Annotated in this window: 18 protein-coding genes; 13 read left to right on the top strand and 5 right to left on the bottom strand. The window is 58.7% G+C overall.

Translation table 11 applies throughout. The features are described 5' to 3' along the window. Positions 1 to 42 precede the first annotated feature (42 nt). The 3 genes from lolA (at position 43) to serS (ending at position 3,410) form a co-directional block, all read left to right on the top strand. Positions 43 to 654, top strand: coding sequence for an outer membrane lipoprotein chaperone LolA (gene lolA / locus ACMGF7_RS23730; RefSeq protein WP_015377319.1), 612 nt, complete (start codon positions 43 to 45; stop codon positions 652 to 654). A 67-nt stretch (positions 655 to 721) separates the two neighbouring features. Beyond that, a complete protein-coding gene (locus ACMGF7_RS23725; RefSeq protein WP_273889998.1) occupies positions 722 to 2,008 on the top strand; it encodes a replication-associated recombination protein A in 1,287 nt (428 codons plus the stop codon). 109 nt (positions 2,009 to 2,117) lie between these two features. Next, entirely contained in the window at positions 2,118 to 3,410 is a 1,293-nt protein-coding gene (gene serS, locus ACMGF7_RS23720; protein ID WP_004928296.1) for a serine--tRNA ligase, read from the top strand. A 53-nt stretch (positions 3,411 to 3,463) separates the two neighbouring features. Here the strand turns inward: serS and ACMGF7_RS23715 are convergent, their stop codons facing one another. Then, on the bottom strand, positions 3,464 to 3,829 hold the full coding sequence (locus tag ACMGF7_RS23715; protein WP_015377322.1) for a DUF1801 domain-containing protein: 366 nt from the start codon (positions 3,827 to 3,829) through the stop codon (positions 3,464 to 3,466). Between the two features lie 163 nt (positions 3,830 to 3,992). On the opposite strand from ACMGF7_RS23715, the gene ACMGF7_RS23710 reads away from it, so the two are divergent. Then, complete coding sequence (locus tag ACMGF7_RS23710; protein ID WP_420286736.1) at positions 3,993 to 5,144, top strand: MFS transporter; 1,152 nt, start codon at positions 3,993 to 3,995, stop codon at positions 5,142 to 5,144. 49 nt (positions 5,145 to 5,193) lie between these two features. On the opposite strand, the gene pflA is transcribed toward ACMGF7_RS23710, so the two are convergent. The 4 genes from pflA to ycaO all read right to left on the bottom strand — a co-directional run bounded on the left by pflA (position 5,194) and on the right by ycaO (position 11,638). Continuing rightward, complete coding sequence (gene pflA / locus ACMGF7_RS23705) at positions 5,194 to 5,934, bottom strand: pyruvate formate lyase 1-activating protein (RefSeq protein WP_015377324.1); 741 nt, start codon at positions 5,932 to 5,934, stop codon at positions 5,194 to 5,196. Positions 5,935 to 6,215: 281 nt separating this feature from the next. Continuing rightward, positions 6,216 to 8,498 (bottom strand): formate C-acetyltransferase, encoded by a 2,283-nt coding sequence (gene pflB / locus ACMGF7_RS23700; protein ID WP_004928286.1) that lies wholly within the window; start codon positions 8,496 to 8,498, stop codon positions 6,216 to 6,218. A gap of 54 nt (positions 8,499 to 8,552) precedes the next feature. Then, complete coding sequence (focA, locus tag ACMGF7_RS23695) at positions 8,553 to 9,413, bottom strand: formate transporter FocA (RefSeq protein ID WP_004928284.1); 861 nt, start codon at positions 9,411 to 9,413, stop codon at positions 8,553 to 8,555. 461 nt (positions 9,414 to 9,874) lie between these two features. After that, positions 9,875 to 11,638, bottom strand: coding sequence for a 30S ribosomal protein S12 methylthiotransferase accessory factor YcaO (gene ycaO / locus ACMGF7_RS23690; RefSeq protein WP_004928282.1), 1,764 nt, complete (start codon positions 11,636 to 11,638; stop codon positions 9,875 to 9,877). 148 nt (positions 11,639 to 11,786) lie between these two features. On the opposite strand from ycaO, the gene ansB reads away from it, so the two are divergent. From ansB to lpxK, 9 genes are all read left to right on the top strand, one after another. Continuing rightward, positions 11,787 to 12,833 carry an L-asparaginase 2 gene (ansB, locus tag ACMGF7_RS23685; RefSeq protein WP_420286735.1) on the top strand — a complete coding sequence of 349 codons (1,047 nt, stop codon included), beginning with the start codon at positions 11,787 to 11,789 and terminating at the stop codon, positions 12,831 to 12,833. 302 nt (positions 12,834 to 13,135) lie between these two features. Then, entirely contained in the window at positions 13,136 to 14,221 is a 1,086-nt protein-coding gene (gene serC, locus ACMGF7_RS23680) for a 3-phosphoserine/phosphohydroxythreonine transaminase (protein ID WP_004928275.1), read from the top strand. A gap of 114 nt (positions 14,222 to 14,335) precedes the next feature. Then, positions 14,336 to 15,622, top strand: coding sequence for a 3-phosphoshikimate 1-carboxyvinyltransferase (aroA, locus tag ACMGF7_RS23675; protein ID WP_016928320.1), 1,287 nt, complete (start codon positions 14,336 to 14,338; stop codon positions 15,620 to 15,622). A gap of 259 nt (positions 15,623 to 15,881) precedes the next feature. After that, the gene (gene cmk / locus ACMGF7_RS23670) at positions 15,882 to 16,571 is read left to right on the top strand and encodes a (d)CMP kinase (protein ID WP_004928270.1); all 690 of its coding nucleotides are present in this window, start codon (positions 15,882 to 15,884) and stop codon (positions 16,569 to 16,571) included. Positions 16,572 to 16,755: 184 nt separating this feature from the next. Beyond that, the gene (rpsA, locus tag ACMGF7_RS23665) at positions 16,756 to 18,429 is read left to right on the top strand and encodes a 30S ribosomal protein S1 (protein ID WP_004928267.1); all 1,674 of its coding nucleotides are present in this window, start codon (positions 16,756 to 16,758) and stop codon (positions 18,427 to 18,429) included. A 62-nt stretch (positions 18,430 to 18,491) separates the two neighbouring features. Further along, a complete protein-coding gene (gene ihfB, locus ACMGF7_RS23660) occupies positions 18,492 to 18,776 on the top strand; it encodes an integration host factor subunit beta (RefSeq protein WP_004928264.1) in 285 nt (94 codons plus the stop codon). A 270-nt stretch (positions 18,777 to 19,046) separates the two neighbouring features. Next, the gene (locus tag ACMGF7_RS23655; protein ID WP_420286779.1) at positions 19,047 to 21,323 is read left to right on the top strand and encodes a ComEC family protein; all 2,277 of its coding nucleotides are present in this window, start codon (positions 19,047 to 19,049) and stop codon (positions 21,321 to 21,323) included. Between the two features lie 35 nt (positions 21,324 to 21,358). After that, a complete protein-coding gene (msbA, locus tag ACMGF7_RS23650) occupies positions 21,359 to 23,107 on the top strand; it encodes a lipid A ABC transporter ATP-binding protein/permease MsbA (RefSeq protein WP_021504329.1) in 1,749 nt (582 codons plus the stop codon). Then, a complete protein-coding gene (gene lpxK, locus ACMGF7_RS23645; protein WP_004928251.1) occupies positions 23,107 to 24,087 on the top strand; it encodes a tetraacyldisaccharide 4'-kinase in 981 nt (326 codons plus the stop codon). Before msbA ends, lpxK begins: the two co-directional genes overlap by 1 nt. Positions 24,088 to 24,089: the final 2 nt, after the last annotated feature.

Raw genomic sequence — 24,089 nt, 5'->3', positions numbered from 1 at the left:
CGTCGCCCTGCGGTTAACGCATTTCATAAGGTATCTGGAATAATGAAAAAACTGTTAGTTGCCTGCTGTCTGCTTTCGGGATTCGCTTCTACCTCCGTGCTGGCCGACGCCGCACAGGATCTGCAAAGTCGCCTGGCGAAGGTGAACAGTTTCCACGCCAGCTTCTCGCAAACCGTGACCAGCGCCGAAGGCGCCGCGGTGCAACAGGGTGAAGGCGAGCTGTGGGTGAAGCGGCCGAACCTGTTCAACTGGCACATGACCTCACCCGATGAGAGCGTGCTGGTCTCCGATGGCCAAACCCTGTGGTTTTACAACCCGTTCGTCGAGCAGGTGACGGCGACCTGGTTGAAGAACGCCACCGGCAATACGCCGTTTATGCTGATCACCCGCAACAATGCCAGCGACTGGAAACAGTACAACGTGAAGCAAAAGGGCGATGATTTCGAACTGACGCCGAAATCCGCCAGCGGCAACCTGAAGCAATTCGCCATCAGCGTGACCAACAGCGGCACCATCCGCAGCTTCGCCGCGGTGGAGCAGGACGGCCAGCGCAGCGCTTATACGCTGAAAAGTCAGCAGAACGTTGCCGCCGATCCGGCCAAATTCAAATTTACCCCGCCGAAGGGGGTGACGCTGGACGACCAGCGCCAGTGAGGTGCAAGTGAGTAATAATCTGTCGCTCGATTTTTCCCAGAACGAGTTCCAGCCGTTGGCCGCGCGCATGCGGCCGACCACGCTGGCGCAGTATATCGGCCAGCAACACCTGCTGGCCGCCGGCAAGCCGCTGCCGCGCGCCATCGAGGCCGGGCAGCTGCACTCGATGATTTTATGGGGGCCGCCGGGCACCGGGAAGACGACGCTGGCAGAGCTGATCGGCCGTTATGGTCAGGCGGACGTCGAACGGATATCCGCCGTGACCTCCGGCATCAAGGAGATCCGCGAGGCGATCGAACGGGCGCGGCAAAACCGCGACGCCGGCCGCCGCACTATTCTGTTCGTCGATGAAGTGCACCGCTTCAACAAAAGTCAGCAGGACGCCTTCCTGCCGCACATTGAAGACGGCACCATCACCTTTATCGGCGCCACTACCGAAAACCCGTCGTTCGAATTGAACTCGGCGCTGCTGTCGCGCGCCCGCGTGTATCTGCTTAAGGCGCTGACCGCCGAAGATATCGGCCAGGTGCTGGATCAGGCGATGAACGACAAGGCGCGCGGCTTTGGCGGCCAGAACGTCGAGCTGCCGGCGGAAACGCGCCGCCTGCTGTCGGAGTTGGTGGGCGGCGATGCGCGCCGGGCGCTGAACAGCCTGGAAATGATGGCGGACATGGCGGAGATCGACACCAAAGGCGTGCGGGTGCTGACGCCGCAGCTGCTGAAAGAGGTGTCGGGCGAGCGCAGCGCGCGCTTCGACAACAAGGGCGACCGTTATTACGACCTGATTTCCGCGCTGCATAAATCGGTGCGCGGTTCGGCGCCGGACGCCGCGCTGTATTGGTATGCGCGCATCATTACCGCCGGCGGCGATCCGCTCTATGTGGCGCGCCGTCTGTTGGCGATCGCCTCTGAAGACGTGGGCAACGCCGATCCGCGCGGCATGCAGGTGGCGATCGCCGCCTGGGATTGCTTCACCCGCGTGGGGCCGGCGGAGGGCGAGCGCGCCATCGCGCAGGCGATCGTGTATCTGGCCTGCGCACCGAAAAGCAACGCGGTTTACACCGCGTTCAAGGCCGCCATGCGTGACGCCAAAGAGCAGGCCGATTATGACGTGCCGGAGCATTTGCGCAACGCGCCGACCAAGCTGATGAAGGAGATGGGGCTGGGGGCGGAGTACCGTTACGCCCACGACGAACCCAACGCCTACGCCGCCGGCGAGAACTACTTCCCGCCCGAAATGGCCCATACGCGCTACTACCAACCGACCTCGCGCGGGCTGGAAGGGAAAATCGGCGAAAAGTTGGCATGGCTGGCTGAGCAGGATCAAAATAGCCCGACAAAACGCTACCGCTAGCGTGGCCGTTGCGGTAAGGTTAGCGGGTATCACTCTTCTTTTATGCGGCTATAAATCAGCCGCATAGAACAACAACACTTCTTTCAATAACAACAAGCACAGGATTAGCATGCTCGATCCCAATCTGCTGCGTAATGAGCTAGACGCAGTCGCCGTCAAACTGGCTCGCCGAGGCTTTAAACTCGATCTGGATCTGCTGCGTTCGCAGGAAGAACGCCGCAAAGTTCTGCAGGTAGAAACTGAAACGCTGCAAGCGGAACGCAACTCCCGATCGAAATCCATCGGCGCGGCCAAAGCGCGTGGGGAAGACATCGAGCCGCTGCGTCGCGAAGTGAACGAGCTGGGTGACAAGCTGGATGCCGCCAAGGCGGCGCTGGATGCGCTGCAGAGCGAGATCCGCGATTACGCTCTGACGCTGCCTAACCTGCCGGACGACGCGGTGCCGGATGGTAAAGACGACAGCGAAAACCTGGAAGTCACCCGCTGGGGTGAACCGCGCCAATACGACTTCGCGGTGCGTGATCATGTCGATCTGGGCGAAATGGCCGGCGGGCTGGATTTTGCCGCCGCAGTTAAGCTGACCGGTTCACGCTTCGTGGTGATGAAAGGGCAAATCGCCCGCATGCACCGCGCGCTGTCCCAGTTCATGCTGGATCTGCACACCGAGCAGCATGGCTATCTGGAGGCCTACGTGCCTTATCTGGTCAACCACGCCACGCTGTATGGCACCGGCCAGCTGCCGAAGTTCGGCGAAGATCTGTTCCATACCCGCCCGCTGGAAGAAGAAGCCGACAGCAGCAACTACGCGTTGATCCCAACGGCGGAAGTGCCGCTGACCAACCTGGTGCGCGACGAGATCGTGGAAGAGGAATCTCTGCCGCTGAAGATGACCGCACACACGCCATGCTTCCGTGCGGAAGCCGGTTCTTACGGCCGCGACACCCGTGGTTTGATCCGTATGCACCAGTTCGACAAGGTTGAAATGGTGCAGATCGTCCGTCCGGAAGATTCGATGGATGCCCTGGAAGAGCTGACCGGCCACGCGGAAAAAGTGCTGCAGCTGCTGAACTTGCCTTACCGCAAGGTGCTGCTGTGCACCGGCGACATGGGCTTCGGCGCGTGCAAGACTTACGATCTGGAAGTGTGGCTGCCGGCGCAGAACACTTACCGCGAGATCTCGTCCTGCTCCAACATGTGGGACTTCCAGGCGCGCCGCATGCAGGCGCGCTGCCGCAGCAAGGCCGACAAGAAGCCGCGTCTGGTCCACACGCTGAACGGCTCCGGCCTGGCGGTCGGCCGTACGCTGGTGGCGGTGCTGGAAAACTACCAGCAGGCCGACGGTCGCATTCAGGTGCCTGAAGTGCTGCGTCCTTATATGGGCGGCCTGGAATATATCGGCTGAACAGCCAATCACTAGAAAAAAGCGCCTGCGGGCGCTTTTTTTATGTCGAGAATTCAGCCTTTCGCCAGCGCGTAGGCTTGTTTAATGTAGTCCGCCAGGTGCTTGCTTTTCACTTCGGCGGGCGAGTGAAGCTTGATGTGCCGCCGATATTGGCCGTTGCCTTCAAGTTGCTGATAGCGATCTTCCAGTCGGTGCCCTTGGCCGAATTCCACCGTGACGTGATTGCGGTAGGCGAAAACGCCGCAGAAAAATTGAGTATGCGAGAACATGATGCCGCCGTATTTGACCGATTCGCTGACGCCACTGCCGCTCGCCGTGGCGATCCGGCGCACCTGTTGTACGATCTCCAGCAGCTCGCCGTGCGTGCTGCCGATGTCCGCCAGCAAGGTCTCGACCGCCGCATTATTTGCCTGACTCATCTCGCTTCTCCGTCGTTAAATCCGCTCTGCGCTGAGCATAGCGCTTTTTCAGCCGCTTAGCCGGAAACAAATCGTGCGCTGGAATGATAAGAGGCGATTGACTTTTTTATCGCCAGTGGCATGATGCGCGCACTCTCATTGCGCGTTCGGTCACAATTTCACTATGTCCGCATACTCCCGCCCAGTGCTCCTGTTGCTCTGCGGCCTGTTGTTGCTCACGGTATCCATTGCCGTTTTGAATACGTTAGTGCCTCTTTGGTTAACCCATGCTCAGCTGTCGACCTGGCAAGTGGGAATGGTCAGCTCCTCCTATTTCAGCGGCAACCTGTTGGGCACGTTGGTGGCGGGCAAACTGATCCAGCGCGTCGGCTTCACCCGCAGCTACCATCTCTCCTGTTTGTTGTTCGCCGCCGCGACCGCCGGCATGGTGCTGTCGATCGATTTCTGGAGCTGGCTGGGCTGGCGCTTCTTCGCCGGCGTCGGTTGCGCCTGGATTTGGGTGATTGTGGAAAGCGCGCTGCTGCGCAGCGGCAATCTCAGCAACCGCGGCCAGCTGCTGGCGGCCTATATGATTGTCTATTACCTCGGGACGGTGACCGGCCAATTGCTGTTGAGCATGACCTCGACCGAATTGCTGCACGTGGTGCCGTGGGTGACCACCATCGTGATCAGCGCCATGCTGCCGATGCTGTTCGCGCGGGTCAACCGCCATGAAGACGAGCCGCAGCAGGCGGCGGTGTGGTCGATGCTGAGACGCCGCAGCGCGCGCCTCGGCATCAACGGCTGCATCATCTCCGGCATCGTGCTCGGTTCGCTGTACGGCCTGATGCCGCTGTATCTCTCCCATCAGGGCATGAGCGACGCCAACGTCGGCTACTGGATGGCGCTGCTGGTCAGCTCCGGCATCGTCGGCCAATGGCCGGTCGGACGCCTGGCCGATCGTTACGGGCGCCTGCTGGTGCTGCGCATTCAGGTGTTCGTGGTGATCCTCGCCAGCGTGGCGATGCTCGGCAACTACGCCATGGCGCCTTCACTGTTCATCCTCGGCTGCGCCGGCTTTACCCTGTATCCGGTGGCGATGTCCTGGGCCTGTGAGAAGGCGCTGCCGCACGAGCTGGTGGCGATGAACCAGGCGCTGCTGATGAGCTACACCATCGGCAGCCTGCTGGGTCCGTCGATGACGGCGCTGCTGATGCAGAACTACTCTGACCGCGTACTGTTCGTGATGATCGCCGCCGTGGCGCTGGTTTACCTGCTGATGCTGCTGAAGAAGCAGAAACCGGATCGCCACCATACGCCGTTCGCCGCCGCCTGAGCATAAAAAAACCGGCCATGAGCCGGTTTTTTCTTGTGGCGCGCGCCAATCAGTAGATCACTTTGTGGCCGTAGCTTTCCAGGATGCCTTTGACGCGATCCATGGTCTCGGCCTTCGGCGGATGAACGCCGTCCAGCTTGTACTCTTCCCCCATCGCCACCCATTTGTGCTTGCCCAGCTCGTGGTAGGGCAGCAGCTCGATTTTCTCGATGTTGGTCATGTCTTTGGTAAACTCGCCCAGCAAATGCGCCGATTTGTCGTCGTCTGACCAACCCGGCACCACCACGTAGCGGATCCAGGTGCGCTGGTTGCGTTTCGCCAGGTAGCGGGCGAATTCCAGCGTGCGATGGTTGGAGACGCCGACCAGATTCTGATGGATCTCATCGTTCATCTGTTTCAGATCCAGCATCACCAGATCGGTGGTGTCCAGCAGCTCGTCGATCACCGGATCGTAGCGGCGCACGAAGCCGTTGGTATCCAGGCAGGTATTGATGCCTTCGGCATGGCAGGCGCGGAACCAGTCGCGCACGAATTCAGCCTGCAGGATCGCTTCGCCGCCGGATGCGGTCACGCCGCCGCCGGAAGCGTTCATGAAGTGGCGGTAGGCCACCGCGTCTTTCATCAGCTCTTCGACGGTCACTTCTTTGCCGCCGTGGGTATCCCAGGTGTCGCGGTTATGGCAATAGAGGCAGCGCATCAGGCAGCCTTGGAAGAAGACGATAAAGCGGATCCCTGGCCCGTCGACGGTGCCGCAGGATTCGAAGGAGTGGATGCGACCAGTTACTGACATTGCGGGGTTTTCTCCAATATTGACTGTCAAACGCAGTCTAAAAATAGGCGCGTGGCCGCCGGCCAGGTATCTGCGATGCAGTGGCGGAGTGAGCCCGCCACCGGGGGTAATGATGCCTGTCGGCCGGTCAGTTGCCGGATAACTGTTTTGCCGGCTATCCATTCAGTATAGATGTCCGGCAAAACAGACTCGTACAGAGTCAGGGGAGAGCGGTGGGAGAAAAGGGCCGGCAGAACCGGCCCTGACGTTGCTACCGAGCGGTTTCCCGCCCGGCTGGCGCATTACATCGTTTGAGTGAAAGTACGAGTAATGACGTCCTGCTGTTGCTCTTTGGTCAGCGAGTTGAAGCGCACGGCGTAACCGGAGACGCGGATGGTCAGCTGAGGGTATTTCTCAGGGTTTTCCATCGCGTCCAGCAGCATTTCGCGGTTCATTACGTTGACGTTCAGGTGCTGGCCGCCTTCGATGGAGGCTTCATGGTGGAAGTAACCATCCATCAGGCCCGCCAGGTTGGCTTTACGCACGTCGTCGTCTTTACCCAGCGCGTTAGGCACGATGGAGAAGGTGTAGGAGATCCCGTCTTTCGCGTAGGCAAACGGCAGTTTGGCTACCGAGGTCAGGGAGGCTACTGCGCCTTTCTGGTCGCGGCCGTGCATCGGGTTGGCGCCTGGGCCGAATGGTGCGCCGGCGCGGCGGCCATCCGGGGTGTTACCGGTTTTCTTACCGTACACCACGTTGGATGTGATGGTCAGTACGGACTGGGTCGGTACCGCGTTGCGGTAGGTGCGCAGTTTCTGAATTTTCTTCATGAAACGCTCAACCAGGTCGCAGGCGATGTCATCGACGCGGGCGTCGTTGTTACCGAACTGCGGATACTCGCCTTCCACTTTGAAGTCGATAGCCAGGCCGTCTTCGTCGCGAATGGTGGTGACTTTCGCGTACTTGATGGCGGACAGGGAGTCGGCCGCCACGGACAGACCGGCGATGCCGCAAGCCATGGTGCGATAAACGTCACGGTCATGCAGCGCCATCAGCGCAGCTTCGTAGCTGTACTTGTCGTGCATGTAGTGAATGATGTTCAGCGCGGTCACGTACTGCTTGGCCAGCCAATCCATAAAGTGGTCCATGCGCGCCATGACTTTGTCATAGTCCAGCACTTCGTCCATCATCGGCGCTTCTTTCGGGCCGACCTGCATTTTCAGTTTTTCGTCAACGCCGCCGTTGATGGCGTACAGCATGGTTTTCGCCAGGTTGGCGCGGGCGCCGAAGAACTGCATTTGTTTGCCGACGATCATCGGGCTGACGCAGCAAGCGATGGCGTAGTCATCGTTGTTGAAGTCAGGGCGCATCAGGTCGTCGTTTTCGTACTGAACGGAAGAGGTGTCGATGGACACTTTCGCCGCGAATTTCTTGAAGTTCAGCGGCAGCTTCTCAGACCACAGGATGGTCATGTTCGGTTCCGGAGACGGCCCCATGGTGTACAGGGTGTTCAGGAAGCGGAAGCTGTTTTTGGTGACCAAGGTACGGCCGTCGACGCCCATACCGGCCAGGGACTCAGTCGCCCAGATTGGGTCGCCGGAGAACAGCTCATCGTACTCAGGGGTACGCAGGAAGCGCACCATACGCAGTTTCATCACCAGGTGGTCGATCAGCTCCTGCGCTTGCTCTTCGGTCAGTTTGCCCGCCTTGATGTCGCGCTCGATGAACACGTCGAGGAAGGTGGACACGCGGCCGAAGGACATGGCGGCGCCGTTCTGGGATTTCACCGCGGCCAGGTAGCCGAAGTAGGTCCACTGCACCGCTTCTTGGGCGCTGGTGGCCGGGCCGGAGATGTCGTAACCGTATTTGGCGGCCATCTCTTTGATCTGAGCCAGAGCGCGATGCTGTTCAGCGATCTCTTCGCGCAGCTGGATGGTCATTTCCAGGTCTTCGCCGTTTTCCAGTTTTTCCTGCAGCGATTTGAACTGGTTCAGCTTGTCGGCCATCAGGAAGTCGATACCGTACAGCGCAACGCGGCGGTAGTCGCCGATGATGCGGCCGCGGCCGTAGGCGTCCGGCAGACCGGTCAGCACGCCGGATTTACGGCAGTTCAGGATGTCTTTGGTGTAAACGTCGAATACGCCCTGGTTGTGGGTTTTGCGGTATTCGGTGAACACTTTTTTCAGCTGCGGATCCAGTTCGCGGCCGTACACTTTGCACGAACCTTCGACCATTTTGATGCCGCCGAACGGGATCAGAGCGCGTTTCAGCGGGGCGTCGGTCTGCAGACCCACGATGGTTTCCAGCTCTTTGGCGATGTAACCCGCGTCGTGAGAAACGATGGTTGAAGCAACGTTGGTGTCGAAATCAACCGGCGCATGAGTGCGGTTTTCCAGTTTGATCCCTTCCATAACCTTGTCCCACAAGGTGGTGGTGGCTTGAGTAGCGCCAGCCAGGAAAGACTCGTCACCCTCATAAGGCGTGTAGTTTTTCTGGATGAAGTCACGAACGTTGACTTCATTCTGCCAGTCACCCTTGCTGAAACCTTCCCAAGCGTTGGCTAATTTCTCGTTAAGTTCGGTCATTGTACACCTACCTTTGATTGTGGATTTCTAACTCTGCGCGCGGTTACTCACAGCTTAGTGCTGCTCGCGGCCCCCGCGCAGATAAATTACCCAGTAAGTCAACCCAACCAGCAGACCACCGCCGATGATGTTACCGAGGGTGACCGGAATCAGGTTATCGATGATGAAGTTGCTTACTGTCAGATGAGCGAATTGCTCAGGTACCGCCCCTACGGCTTGCCAGAATTCCGGCGTGGCGAAGTGTTTGACCACGATGCCCATAGGGATCATAAACATGTTGGCGATGCTGTGCTCGAAGCCGCTGGCGACAAACATCCCGACCGGCAGCACCATGGCGAGCATCTTGTCGGTCAGGGTGCGGCCGGAGTAGCTCATCCAGACCGCCAGGCAGACCATCAGGTTGGCCAGAATGCCGAGGCAGACGGCTTCGATGAAGGTGTGATGCAGCTTGTGGTCTGCGGTTTGCAGGACATTCAGGCCCCACTGGCCGTTGGCGACCATATACTCGCCGGAGAACCAGATCAGCGCCACGAAGAACAGCGCGCCGACCAGGTTGCCGAGATAAACGTTCAGCCAGTTGGCGCCCAGCTGGCCCCAGCTGATGCGGCCGCTGGCCTTGGCGATGACGATAAGCACGGTAGAGGTGAACAGGTCGGCGCCCGACACCACCACCAGCATTAACCCGAGAGAGAAGCAGATGCCGCCGACCAGTTTCGCCAGCCCGAAAGGCACGCCGGCGGTGCCGGTGGTCGCCGTGATGTAGAAGACGAAGGCGATGGAAATGAAGACACCGGCGGTGATCGCCAAATAAAACGTTTTCAGCGGATGTTTGGTGGCTTTATACACGCCGGCATCTTCAGCGATTTTCGCCGTTGCCGCAGGTAAAATCAGATCGAAGGGGCTGTCAGTTTTCAAACTAACTCTCGCTCTTAAGGGTTAAAACAACGCAATGAGATACTAGCAAAGCAGTATAGGGGAAAATTTGATTTGGATCATAAGGCGGGGAAGTAGAGCGGTGAAATGGCGTGTTTTTTGTGTGGTTTTTATGGTTAATTTATTGATTTTTAATCAAAAACAATTTTTTAATGTTTGCAAATTTTTTTGAATCCACCGAGTGGTCGGCGTGGAGTAAAGTTAAATTTTTAGGCGTTTTGTCGCCGCGCGGCGTTGAAAGTTTAATTATCGGTTAATTATTATTTCACCGTCCGGCAACAATTGACGGTTTATTTATTTTTATGGTCGTTTAACCACCTATTTCCCGGCGAAAAAATAAAACCGAATGCGTTGAAATAAACCGTAAAATTGAAAACGCCGCAACGGAGTGCGGCGTTTGGCAACAGGGGTACTCCCAAAGTGGCAGTATCCCCTGATGATGCTTAGGCCTTGGCCCAGTGGCGGCGTTTGGCCGCCTGCAGCTTCTCGTAAGCCGCCAGCAGCGCCTGATGGGCCGGCAGCGCCTTCAGATCGGCATCGACGGCGAACAGCCCGTTGAAGCGCTCTTCACCGCTGATGGCGGCGGAGGCGGCGTCGACCGCTTCCTGGCCGTACATCTTCACGAACGCGGTATAGTACTGCGCCGCTTCGCGTTCAGGCTCCTGCGCCAGCAGCAGCAGCGTTTGCAGGCAGCGGTAGTAGTTGCTGCGCGCCGGGCTCAGCACCGAGGCGTTGAAGTCCTGCGTCCATTCGGTCCAGATCAGCGCCTGATCCAGATCGCCGCCCGCCAGCGCCAGCATCGATTTCAGCTCGCCCACGCGCAGGGTATACCAGGCGTTGTCTTTGCCGCTGGCAATGCCCAGCAGTTCGCGTACGCGGGTGAAATCGTCCAGCCCTTCGTCGTCCAACTGCTCGATCAGCGCCAGGTATTCTTCCGGCTCCCACTCGCTGCCCGGCAGCGCCAGCAGCGTATCGCGCAGGTGCGCGCCCATGCTGTTGTTAGCCAGCAGCAGGTCTTCCGCCGGGTAGATATCGGACATGCCCGGCACGATGATGCGGCAAGCGTAGACGCCCAGGTGCTCGTAGTCGGCGATGTACACTTCCGCGTCTTCCTTGTCGAAGATGCTCATCAGGGTGGCGAACTCTTCCTGCGTGCTGCCGCTGAAGTTCCAGTCAACGAACGGGTAATCGGCATCCTGTTTGAACAGATCCCAGGAAATCAGGCCGCTCGAGTCGATGAAGTGCGTTTCCAGGTTGGTGTGTTCCGCCACTTCTTCGTCATCGAAGGTCGGCGCGGTGAACACGTCGAGATCTTTCAGGCTGCGGCCCTGCAGCAGTTCGGTTACCGTGCGCTCCAGCGCCACGCCGAAGTCCGGGTGCGCGCCGAATGAAGCGAAGCAGGTGCCGTTGGTCGGGTTGAACAGCACCACGCAGATCACCGGGTAGTTGCCGCCCAGCGAGGCGTCATAGGAGAGGATCGGGAAACCTTCCTCTTCCAGCTTGGCGATAGCTTCCACCACGCCCGGGTAGCGGTTCAGCACCTCGTCCGGGATCGCCGGCAGGCTGATGGATTCGGCGATGATGCGGTTTTTCACATAACGCTCGAACACTTCCGACAGGCCCTGCACGCGCGCTTCGTTGGCGGTGTTGCCGGCGGACATGCCGTTGGAAACATACAGGTTGCCGATGATATTCATCGGGATGTACACGGTTTGCTGGTCGGACTGACGGGTAAACGGCAGTGCACACACGCCGCGATCGGCGTTGCCGGACTGCAGATCGACCAGATCGCTGGCGCTCAGCTCTTGCTGCGGATCGTAGAAGGCGTGCAGACGTTCGTCGAGGATGCCGGCCGGCAGCGCGTCGTCTTCAGGGATCGGGAACCATTTCTCATTCGGATAGTGCACGAAGTCGCCTTCGGCGATCTGCTTGCCCAGATAGAAATCGGCGAAGAAGTAGTTGGTGGACAGGCGCTCGAAATATTCACCCAGCGCGGAGGCCAGCGCGGCTTTTTTGCTGGCGCCTTTGCCGTTGGTGAAGCACAGCGGGCAATCGCGATCGCGGATGTGCACCGACCACACGTGCGGCACCGGGTTCAGCCAGGAGGCTTCTTCGATGTTGAAACCGAGATCGCTCAGTTTCTGCTGGAAACGGGAGATGGAGTCTTCCAGGGCGGCGTCTTTACCGGGGATAAAAGTTTGCGTCATTGTCTTCACTTTTTGCGCGTACTAAAAACGCGCAATGATACGGGGTTTTACGCTGGAGCTCCATGTATTCCTAAAGCGGTGGCAAAGTCACAGTTTTTTTAAGGATAAAGGCCATAATTCAGCAAGTTATCTGTCACGGAGAAATCTAATGAAATCAGTGAAACTCAGCGCGTTAACCCTCTTGTTGACCGGTGTCAGCGCCTCGGCGCTGGCGCTGCCCAACATCACCCTGCTGGCGACCGGCGGCACTATCGCCGGCGGCGGCGATTCGGCGACGAAATCCAACTATACCGCGGGCAAACTGGGCGTCGAGGCGTTGGTCGATGCGGTGCCGGCGCTGAAAGATATCGCCAACGTGCAGGGGGAACAGGTGGTGAACATCGGCTCGCAGGACATGAACGATCAGGTCTGGCTGACGCTGGCGAAGAAAATTGACGCCGACTGCGGCAAAACCGACGGCTTCGTCATCACCCACGGCACCGATACGCTGGAAGAGACGGCCTATTTCCTTGATTTGACGGTGAAATGCGACAAGCCGGTGGTGTTGGTGGGGGCGATGCGGCCGGCGACGGCGATGAGCGCCGACGGCCCGTTCAACCTGTATAACGCGGTGGTGACGGCGGCAGATCCGCAATCGGCCAATCGCGGGGTGCTGGTGGCGATGAACGACACCGTGCTGGACGCGCGTGACGTCACCAAGACCAATACCACCGCCGTGCAGACCTTCCAGTCGCCAAACTACGGCCCGCTGGGGTATACCCACAACGGCAAGATCGATTACCAGCGCTCGCCGCAGCGTAAGCATACCCGGGAGACGCCGTTCGACGTCAGCAAGCTGAACGAGCTGCCGAAGGTCGGCATCGTCTACAACTACGCCAACGCCTCCGATGCGCCGGCCAAGGCGCTGATCGCCGAAGGCTATCAGGGTATCGTCAGCGCCGGGGTCGGCAACGGCAACCTGTATAAAACCGTGTTCGACACCCTGGCGACGGCGGCGCACAACGGCGTGGCGGTGGTGCGTTCTTCGCGCGTGCCGACCGGCGCCACCACCGAGGATGCGGAAGTGGACGACGCCAAGTACGGCTTCGTGGCCGCCGGCACGCTGAATCCGCAAAAGGCGCGCATTCTGCTGCAGCTGGCGCTGACGCAAACCAAAGACGCGAAGCAGATCCAGCAGATGTTTAATCAGTACTGATCGTTTCCTCTCCTGCGGGGGCCATCCGGGCTCCCGCAGCCATGTTGGCTGAATACAGCATAAAACACCGCGTTAACCCGCTGAATTTCCCCATGTCACAGGGTTTTATCGTCCAAACAATCGCGACGGCCGCAGAGCCTGTCATCACCCGGCACGGCCGTTTGCCGCCGACGGGCGAATAAGCGTTGCAGCCATGGGGCGTGAGTGATAAAACCGATGGGTTGGTTAACGCGAGCGTTAACTTCGGGCGTCTTTTCGACAGGTCGCTTTTCTGCGGCGAACAGTGAATGTGGTGAGGGGAAATGACTCAGGTTTATAATTTTAGCTCTGGTCCGGCGATGCTGCCGGTGGAAGTGTTGCGTCGTGCGGAACAGGAACTGTGCAACTGGCACGGCCTGGGAACGTCTGTGATGGAGATCAGTCACCGCAGCAAAGAATTCATCGCCGTTGCCGAGCAGGCGGAACAGGATCTGCGCGATCTGCTGAAAGTCCCCTCCAACTATAAAGTGCTGTTTTGCCACGGCGGCGCCCGCGCGCAGTTCGCCGCGCTGCCGCTGAACCTGCTGGGCGACAAGGCCACCGCCGACTATATCGACGGCGGCTATTGGGCGCACAGCGCCATCAAGGAAGCGGAAAAGTATTGCGCCCCGAACGTCATCGACGTGAAAACCCGCATCGACGGCCTGAGCGGCATCACGCCGATGAAAGAGTGGCAACTGAGCAACGACGCGGCTTACGTGCACTATTGCCCGAATGAGACCATCGACGGCGTGGCCATCGATGAAACGCCGGACTTCGGCGACAAAGTGGTGATCGGCGATTACTCCTCGACCATCCTGTCCCGCCCGCTCGACGTCAGCCGTTTCGGCGTGATTTACGCCGGCGCGCAGAAAAATATCGGCCCGGCCGGCCTGACGCTGGTGATCGTGCGCGACGATCTGCTGGGCAAGGCGCGCAAAGAAGTGCCGTCTATCCTTGATTACACCGTGCTGGCCGAGAACGGCTCGATGTTCAACACCCCGCCGACCTTCGCCTGGTACTTGTCCGGGCTGGTGTTCAAATGGCTGAAAGAGCAGGGCGGCCTGGTGGAGATGCAAAAACGCAATCAGGCCAAGGCCGAGCTGCTGTACGCAACCATCGATAAATCCGACTTTTACCGCAGCCAGGTGGCGATCGCCAACCGTTCCTGGATGAACGTGCCGTTCCAGCTGGCCGATGCGGCGCTGGACAAGGTGTTCCTCAGCGAAGCCGAGGCCATCGGCCTGCAGGCGCTGAAAGGCCACCGGGTAGTTGGCGGCATGCGCGCTTCTATTTACAATGCCATGCCGCTGGCCGGCGTCCAGGCGCTGACCGACTTCATGGCCGACTTCGAACGTCGTCACGGTTGATTCCGGCAGCCCGCCAGGCGCGGGCGGCCTCAGGCTGTTGTCCTTTTGCATTAAAGCGGCTCCGGCATTATTCCGGAGCCGTTTCGTTTATCAGAATTGGAGAGTTTTGTTCACATGGTGGATTCCCTGACGTTACAACCGGTCGCCCTGGTCAATGGCACCGTCAACTTACCCGGCTCGAAGAGCGTTTCTAACCGCGCTCTGCTGCTGGCGGCGCTGGCGGAGGGAACGACCCGGCTGACCAACCTGCTGGACAGCGACGACGTGCGTCATATGCTGAATGCGCTGCAGGCGTTGGGTGTGAACTACCGGCTTTCCGCCGACCGCACCGTGTGTGAAGTGACCGGCGTGGCCGGGCCGTTGGTGGCCAACCAGCCGCTGGAACTGTTCCTCGGCAATGCCGGCACCGCGATGCGCCCACTGGCGGCGGCGCTGTGCCTCGGTGAAGGCGACGTGGTGCTGACCGGGGAACCCCGCATGAAAGAACGCCCGATCGGCCATCTGGTGGACGCGTTGCGCCAGGGCGGGGCGCAGATTGATTACCTCGAACAGACCGATTACCCGCCGATTCGCCTACGCGGCGGTTTCCAGGGCGGCGATGTCACCGTTGACGGCAGCGTCTCCAGCCAGTTCCTGACCGCGTTGCTGATGACCGCGCCCCTGGCGCCGCAGGATACGCAGATCCACATCAAGGGCGAGCTGGTTTCCAAGCCGTACATCGACATCACGCTGCACCTGATGCGCACCTTCGGCGTATCGGTGAGCCACGACAACTACCGGGTATTCCATATCCAGGGGCGCCAGACGTATATCGCGCCGGGCGATTACCTGGTTGAGGGCGACGCTTCTTCCGCCTCTTACTTCCTGGCGGCGGCGGCGATCAAGGGCGGCACCGTGCGCGTGACCGGCATCGGTCGCAAAAGCGTGCAGGGCGACACCAAGTTTGCCGACGTGCTGGAGAAAATGGGCGCGCGCATCACCTGGGGCGACGATTTCATCGAGTGCAGCCGCGGTGAACTGCGCGGCATCGACATGGACATGAACCACATTCCCGACGCGGCGATGACCATCGCCACCGCAGCGCTGTTCGCCGAGGGGCCGACCACCATCCGCAATATCTACAACTGGCGGGTGAAGGAGACCGACCGTCTGGCGGCGATGGCCACCGAGCTGCGTAAAGTGGGGGCGGAAGTGGACGAAGGCGAAGACTACATTCACGTCGTGCCGCCGGCCAAACTGCAGTTCGCCGAGATCGGCACCTACAACGATCACCGCATGGCAATGTGCTTCTCGCTGGTGGCGCTGTCGGATACGCCGGTCACCATTCTCGATCCGAAATGCACCGCGAAGACCTTCCCGGATTATTTCGAACAGCTGGCGCGCATCAGCCAGCCGGCGTAACCCGTCAAATCGTTTATTTTAAGGCCCCTTTGCGGGCCTTTATCGTTTTTAACCTTTGGCGACCGGCGTTTCTTCTATACTTTTTCGCGGTTATGCGCTTATTTTCAACAACCGGATAGTTCCAGGGTAACAGATCGCCGTAGGGCAGCGTATAATACGCCACCGTATTTGCCCCTGATTGGGCAGGTGACAGAGCTCACGGGCTTCGAGTCGAAGCACGCCGTGTCTCTGTGAGGTTTTCTACCTGAAGGAGAGAGAAATGACGGCTACAGCCCCGGTGATAACCGTTGATGGACCAAGTGGCGCGGGCAAAGGCACGCTGTGTAAAGCGTTGGCCGAGTCCCTTGGTTGGCGTTTGCTGGACTCCGGCGCGATCTATCGCGTGCTGGCGCTGGCGGCGTTGCATCATCAGGTGGATATCACTTCTGAGGAAGCGCTGGTTCCGCTGGCCGCACATCTCGATGTTCGCTTCGTTGCCCAGGACGGCAAGCTGCAGGTGATTTTGGAAGGTGAGGACGTCAGTAATGAGATCCGCACCGAAACCGTCGGCAACACCGCGTCGCAAGCGGCTGCGTTTCCGCGCGTGCGCGAGGCGTTGCTGCGCCGCCAGCGCGCATTCCGCGAGGCGCCCGGCCTGATTGCCGATGGCCGCGACATGGGCACGGTGGTGTTCCCTGACGCGCCGGTCAAGATTTTCCTCGACGCCAGCTCGGAGGAGCGCGCGCACCGCCGCATGCTGCAGTTGCAGGAGAAAGGCTTTAATGTTAACTTTGAACGTCTTTTAGCCGAGATAAAGGAACGGGACGACCGTGACCGTAATCGGCCTATCGCGCCTCTGGTGCCCGCTTCTGACGCCCTCGTGCTGGATTCTACCAGCATGTCGATCGAAGAAGTGATCCGGCAGGCGTTGACGTATGCACAGAAAGTGTTGGCGTTGCCGCAGCAATAAGCGCGGCGGCGCTATTGGCTTTTTGTCATATTTGTCATAGCGGTATCGCAATATATCGGGTAAAATTTTACCCCTGTAACCTTAAACCCTGTCGGCATGGAGCCAATGGCGGGGTATGTGAAACAACCCCATTCGGCGGGACGCTAAATGGACGTTAAACTAAAGAACCCTGAAGATTAACAACATGACTGAATCTTTCGCTCAACTCTTTGAAGAATCCTTAAAAGAAATCGAAACCCGCCCGGGTTCCATCGTTCGTGGCGTCGTTGTTGCTATCGACAAAGATATCGTACTGGTTGACGCCGGTCTGAAATCTGAGTCTGCCATCCCGGCTGAGCAATTCAAAAACGCCCAGGGCGAGCTGGAAATCCAGGTTGGTGACGAAGTTGACGTTGCTCTGGATGCTGTTGAAGACGGCTTCGGTGAAACCCTGCTGTCCCGTGAGAAAGCTAAGCGTCACGAAGCTTGGATCACGCTGGAAAAAGCCTACGAAGAAGCTGAGACTGTAACCGGTGTTATCAACGGCAAAGTGAAGGGTGGCTTCACCGTCGAGCTGAACGGCATCCGCGCGTTCCTGCCAGGTTCTCTGGTTGACGTGCGTCCGGTACGTGACACTCTGCACCTGGAAGGCAAAGAGCTTGAGTTCAAAGTCATCAAGCTGGATCAGAAGCGCAACAACGTTGTCGTTTCTCGCCGTGCGGTTATCGAATCCGAGAACAGCGCTGAGCGCGATCAACTGCTGGAAAACCTGCAGGAAGGCATGGAAGTTAAAGGTATCGTTAAGAACCTCACTGACTACGGTGCATTCGTTGATCTGGGCGGCGTAGACGGCCTGCTGCACATCACTGACATGGCTTGGAAACGCGTTAAGCACCCAAGCGAAATCGTCAATGTTGGCGATGAAATCACTGTTAAAGTGCTGAAGTTCGACCGCGAGCGTACTCGTGTATCCCTGGGCCTGAAACAGCTGGGCGAAGATCCATGGGTTGCTATCGCGAAACGTTACCCAGAAGGCACCAAGCTGACTGGCCGTGTAACCAACCTGACTGATTACGGCTGCTTCGTAGAAATCGAAGAAGGCGTTGAAGGTCTGGTACACGTTTCTGAAATGGATTGGACCAACAAAAACATCCATCCGTCCAAAGTTGTTAACGTGGGCGATGTAGTGGAAGTGATGGTTCTGGACATCGATGAAGAACGTCGTCGTATCTCCCTGGGCCTGAAGCAGTGCAAATCCAACCCATGGCAGCAGTTCGCAGAAACCCACAACAAGGGCGACCGCGTTGAAGGTAAAATCAAGTCTATCACTGACTTCGGTATCTTCATCGGCCTGGACGGCGGCATCGACGGCCTGGTTCACCTGTCTGACATCTCCTGGAACGTTGCAGGCGAAGAAGCAGTACGTGAATACAAGAAAGGCGACGAAATCGCTGCTGTTGTTCTGCAAGTTGACGCAGAGCGCGAGCGTATCTCCCTGGGCGTGAAACAACTGGCTGAAGACCCGTTCAATAACTACCTGTCTATGAACAAGAAAGGTGCTATTGTTACTGGTAAAGTCACTGCAGTTGACGCCAAAGGTGCTACAGTTGAATTGGCAGGCGGCGTAGAAGGTTACCTGCGTGCATCTGAAGCCTCTCGCGACCGCATTGAAGATGCAACTCTGGTTCTGAACGTAGGTGACGAAGTTGAAGCTAAATTCACCGGCGTTGACCGTAAGAACCGCGTTGTAAGCCTGTCCGTACGTGCTAAGGACGAAGCTGACGAGAAAGACGCCATCGCAACTGTTAACAACAAACAGGAAGAAGGCAACTTCTCTAACGCAATGGCTGAAGCTTTCAAAGCGGCTAAAGGCGAGTAATGACGGGGGGCGGTCGCTGACCGCCCCAATACGGTAGTTTAGCTGCAAAGCTTGGAGGTACTATGACCAAGTCTGAACTTATTGAAAGACTTGCTGGCCAGCAATCTCATATTCCGGCGAAGGCCGTTGAGGATGCAGTGAAAGAGATGCTTGAGCACATGGCCGCTACGCTGGCCGAGGGCGAACGCATTGAGATCCGCGGATTCGGCAGTTTTTCTCTTCACTACCGTGCCCCGCGTGTAGGCCGCAACCCGAAAACCGGTGACAAAGTCGAGCTGGACGGCAAGTACGTTCCTCACTTCAAACCAGGCAAAGAGTTGCGTGACCGCGCCAATATCTATGGCTAGTCGCTGACTGATCATAGCGTTGTTGCTTGTAAAGAATATAAAACGGTGCCTGTAAGGCGCCGTTTTTTTTCGCCTGCGATTCTCCACGATACGCTTGTGAATTGCGTACTGCGCCGCATTTGCGGTGTAGTTGCTGCATAAACCTCTCTTACCCTGGCGTGATCGCCGCATTCTCGCTAAAGCCCGCTGGTCGCGACATGCCGCTTGACTCATCCTGTTTGCCTGCCGTAACGCGCTTGTGCGCGTGGCGGGTGCGATGGGAGAAGAACGATCAAAATTTCGCTGAATCTGGCGATATTCGCCGTTATCTGCGGCATCCTGCCGCTGCTGATTTTACCGCAGTTGCCAGAACTATGGCTGCTGTGGCCGATGCTGTTTGTCGGCTGCTTGCTGTTGCGCGCGCGTTGGCCGTTCTGCCGCTATTTGGCCTGCCTGGGATTGGGATTCACATGGGCGGTTTTCAACGCCGGAAGCCTGCTCGGGCAAATGGAGCGCTTAACTCGCATGCCGGACGTGACGGCGGTGGTGCAGGTGAGCAGCGTCGCGCTGGAGCCCGCCGCCAGTAAACAGACGCTGATGCGCATCGAGCGGGTCGACGGTCATTGGTTGGCGCCTGCGCTGGCGTTTACCACGACGTGGGCTCCCGAACGGCAGCGGCTGTGCGCCGGGCAGCGTTGGCAATTGAAACTGCGCCTGCGGCCGGTACATGGCAAGCTCAATGAAGGCGGATTTGACAGCCAACGTTGGGCGATTGCCCAGCGCCAGCCGTTGACGGGGCGGGTCAGGCAGGCAAGTTTGCTGGATGGCGATTGCGGGCTGCGCCAGCGCATCATCAGCCATGCGGAAACCAACATCGGTGAATTGCGTTACAAGGCGGTATTGCTGGCGCTGGCGTTTGGGGAACGAACCGCGCTGGAGCAGGCTTTGCGCACGCTGATGCTGAAAACCGGCATCGCTCACCTGATGGCCATTTCAGGGTTGCATGTGGCGATGGTCGCCATTTTGTTCTGGGCCGCGTTGCGAGCGCTGCAGTTTTTTCTTCCCGCCCATTTGATTGGCTATCGCTTTCCATTGGTCGCAGGCTGGGTGGCGACGCTGATCTATGTTTGGTTGGTGGGCGCCCAACCGCCGGCGGTGCGTACCGCGTTGGCGATGACGCTGTGGATGCTGTTGCGCTTGCGCGGCGTTCATTGTTCTTCCTGGCAAGTGTGGCTGTGGTGTATCGGGCTGATTTTGCTGTGCGATCCGTTGGCGGTTTTGTCAGACAGTTTTTGGCTGTCGGTGCTGGCGGTGGGGTGTTTGATTTTTTGGTTTGAATGGGCACCGCTCAGCGAGCGATTTCGCTCGGCCTGGTATTGGGCGCCGGTACGCTGGCTGCATATTCAGTTGGGCATGACGTTGTTGCTGGTACCGATGCAGGTCGCGCTGTTTTTAGGTCTGACGCTGACCTCGCTGCCTGCCAACCTTTGGGCTGTGCCCATCGTCTCATTGGTGACGGTGCCGTTGATTTTGCTGGCGGTGATCGGCGGCGTCTTCCCCTCGCTAAGTTACGGGCTTTGGTGGTTGGCAGATTTCACGTTGAGCGGGGTGTTTGTGCCGCTGCATTACCTGCAACGCGGTTGGGTGGATTTGGGGGCCGCCTCGCTGCTGGCCAGCATAGCGGGATGGCTTATCGTTATCTGCTGGCGCTTTCATTGGTGGTGGCGCTATGCGCCGGGGCTGGCGGCGGTGGCGATATGCTGCGTGTTGTGGCGTGGCAAAGCGCCGGACTATCGCTGGCGCGTCGATATGCTTGATGTCGGGCACGGGTTGGCGGTGGTTATCGAGCAAAACGGCAAGGGGATACTGTACGATACCGGCGATCGTTGGCCCACGGGCTGCGCTGCCGAACGGCATATCTTACCGATGTTGAACTGGCGGAATATTGAACTGGAGCAGATCATTATCAGCCATATTCACCTCGATCATATCGGCGGGCTGCCGGTGATGCGGCGGGCGTTTCCGCAGGCGACGGTGCGCAGCCCGATACGCGGGGAAGGACACTTGCCCTGCATCGCCGGGGAGCGTTGGCGCTGGCAATCGCTGCAATTCGAGGTGCTGTGGCCACCGAAAACGCGCAAAAGGCCGGTCAATGACGACTCCTGCGTGATCCGCATCGACGATGGGCAATTCAGTTTGCTGCTCACCGGCGATGCGGAAAAGCAGGCGGAGGCGCAGCTGTTACGGTTGCGGCGCGATCGCTTGGCGGCAACGGTGTTGCAGGTGGGGCATCACGGCAGCAAGACGTCCTCGACGCCGCCGTTTCTGCGCGCGGTCAATCCCGAAGTGGCGCTGGCCTCCGCATCGCGTTACAACAAATGGCGATTGCCGGCGCGGAAAGTGGTCGCCAGATACCGGGCAAATGGCATCCAATGGCGCGATACGACGCGCTCCGGTCAGTTATCGGTACTTTTTTTCGACAACGATTGGCAAATTAAAGGCTTTCGCGAACAATTAATGCCCCGTTGGTACCATCAGCGGTTTGGCGTAGAGGGTGATAATGAGTAAAATAGGCCGCTATTTCTTCCGATGCTGGTATTTGCATGATGAATGATAAAGATCTCTCGACCTGGCAGACGTTCCGTCGACTCTGGCCGATGATCACTCCTTTTAAGACCGGGCTGATTGTGGCCGCCATTGCGTTGATTATGAACGCAGCGGGGGACACGCTGATGCTGTCTCTGCTTAAACCGCTATTGGACGATGGGTTTGGAAAAACCGACAGCAGCGTGCTGGTATGGATGCCGTTGGCGGTGATTGCGCTGATGTTGATGCGCGGCGTGACCAGTTTTGTTTCAAGCTACTGCATTTCCTGGGTTTCCGGCATGGTGGTGATGCAAATGCGCCGCCGCCTGTTTGGCCACATGATGAGAATGCCGGTGGCCTTCTTCGATCAGCAGTCCACCGGGACTTTGCTGTCGCGCATTACCTATGATTCCGAGCAGGTAGCTTCCTCCTCTTCCAGCGCGCTGGTGACCGTAGTGCGTGAAGGAGCCTCGATCATTGGCCTGTTCATCATGATGTTCTACTACAGCTGGCAGCTGTCGGTGATCCTGATCGTGCTGGCGCCGATCGTCTCCATCGCCATTCGCCTGGTGTCCAAGCGTTTCCGCAACATCAGCAAGAACATGCAGAACACCATGGGGCAGGTCACCACCAGCGCCGAGCAGATGCTGAAAGGCCATAAAGAAGTGCTGATCTTCGGCGGCCAGCAGGTGGAAACCGAGCGCTTTAACTCGGTGAGCAACCGCATGCGCCAACAGGGCATGAAACTGGTCTCCGCGTCTTCCATTTCCGATCCGATCATTCAGCTGATTGCTTCGCTGGCCCTGGCGTTCGTGCTGTTTGCCGCCAGCTTCCCAAGTGTGATGGAAACCCTGACTGCCGGCACCATTACCGTGGTGTTCTCGTCGATGATCGCGCTGATGCGTCCGCTGAAGTCGCTGACCAACGTCAATGCCCAGTTCCAGCGAGGGATGGCGGCCTGTCAGACGCTGTTCTCCATTTTGGATATGGAACAGGAAAAAGACACCGGCACCCGCGAAGTGAAGCGTGCGAAAGGCGATATCGAATTCCGCAACGTCACCTTCTACTACCCGGCCAAAGAAACGCCGGCGCTGCGTGATATCAACCTGAAAATCGCCGAAGGCAAGACCGTCGCGTTGGTGGGCCGTTCCGGTTCGGGTAAATCCACCATCGCCAACCTGCTGACGCGCTTCTACGATATTCAGGAAGGCGAAATCCTGATGGATGGCCACGATCTGCGTGAATATACCCTGGCCTCGCTGCGCAATCAGGTGGCCCTGGTTTCGCAAAACGTGCACCTGTTCAACGACACCATCGCCAACAACATCGCCTATGCGCGTGAGAGCGAATACAGCCGCGAGCAGATTGAGAAAGCGGCGGAAATGGCGTACGCGATGGACTTCATCAACAAGATGGAAAACGGTCTGGATACGGTGATCGGTGAAAACGGTGTGATGCTGTCCGGCGGCCAACGTCAGCGCATTGCCATCGCGCGTGCTTTGCTGCGCGATTGCCCGATCCTGATCCTGGATGAGGCGACGTCTGCGCTGGATACCGAATCCGAGCGTGCCATTCAGGCCGCGCTGGACGAGTTGCAGAAAGACCGCACTTCGCTGGTGATCGCGCACCGTCTGTCGACCATTGAGAAGGCGGACGAGATCCTGGTGGTGGAGGACGGCCGCATCGTCGAACGCGGTGAACACGCCGAGTTGCTTGAGCGGCAGGGCGCCTATGCGCAGCTGCACCGCATGCAGTTTGGTCAATAATGATTGAGCGCATCTGGTCCGGCGGTTCGTTGCTTTATCTGGCGCTATTGCCGCTCTCGTGGCTCTATGGCTTGTTCAGTTGGCTGATCCGTCTCAGTTACCGCTGCGGCCTGCGTAAAAGTTGGCGTTCGCCGGTGCCGGTAGTGGTGGTGGGTAACCTCACCGCCGGCGGCAACGGTAAAACGCCGATGGTGATTTGGCTGGTGGAACACCTGCAACAACGGGGCTATCGCGTTGGCGTGGTGTCACGCGGCTACGGCGGCAAGTCGGCGGTTTATCCGCTGGTGCTCGGTCAGAATACGTCGACCCGCGAGGCGGGCGATGAGCCGGTGCTGATTTATCAACGTACCGGTGCGCCTGTGGCGATCGCGCCCAAGCGAGCCGAGGCGGTGCAGGCCCTGCTGCAACAACAGCCGCTGGATGTGATCATCACCGACGACGGCTTGCAGCACTACGCTTTACAGCGTGACTTCGAGCTGGTGGTCATCGACGGCGTGCGTCGTTTCGGCAACGGCTGGTGGTTGCCGGCCGGGCCGATGCGCGAGCGCGCCGCGCGGCTTGGCAGCGTCGATGCGCGCGTCGCCAATGGCGGCGTGGCGCAGGCCGGGGAAATTGCCATGCGCCTGCAGGCGCGTGATGCGGTGAACCTGCTGAGCGGTGAACGTCGCCCGGCGGCCGAGCTGCCGCGCGTGGTGGCGATGGCGGGCATCGGCCATCCGCCGCGTTTCTTCGCGACGTTGGAAAAGTTGAACGTCGAAGTCGTGCAGGAAGTGGCGTTTGCCGATCATCAGGAATATCAGCAGGAACCGCTGGCGGCGTTGGTTGCAGCCGATCAAACGCTGTTGATGACGGAGAAGGACGCGGTGAAGTGTCGCGCCTTTGCCCAGCCTAATTGGTGGTATTTGCCGGTTGATGCGGTGCTACCGTCCGCTCAGGCTGAGCAACTGCTGCAGGATATCGAATCTCTGCTGACTAAGTAATC

Source organism: Serratia sp. BNK-17, from assembly GCF_048684935.1.
Classification (GTDB): domain Bacteria; phylum Pseudomonadota; class Gammaproteobacteria; order Enterobacterales; family Enterobacteriaceae; genus Serratia; species Serratia nematodiphila.
This window is presented reverse-complemented; position numbering and strand designations above follow the sequence as displayed.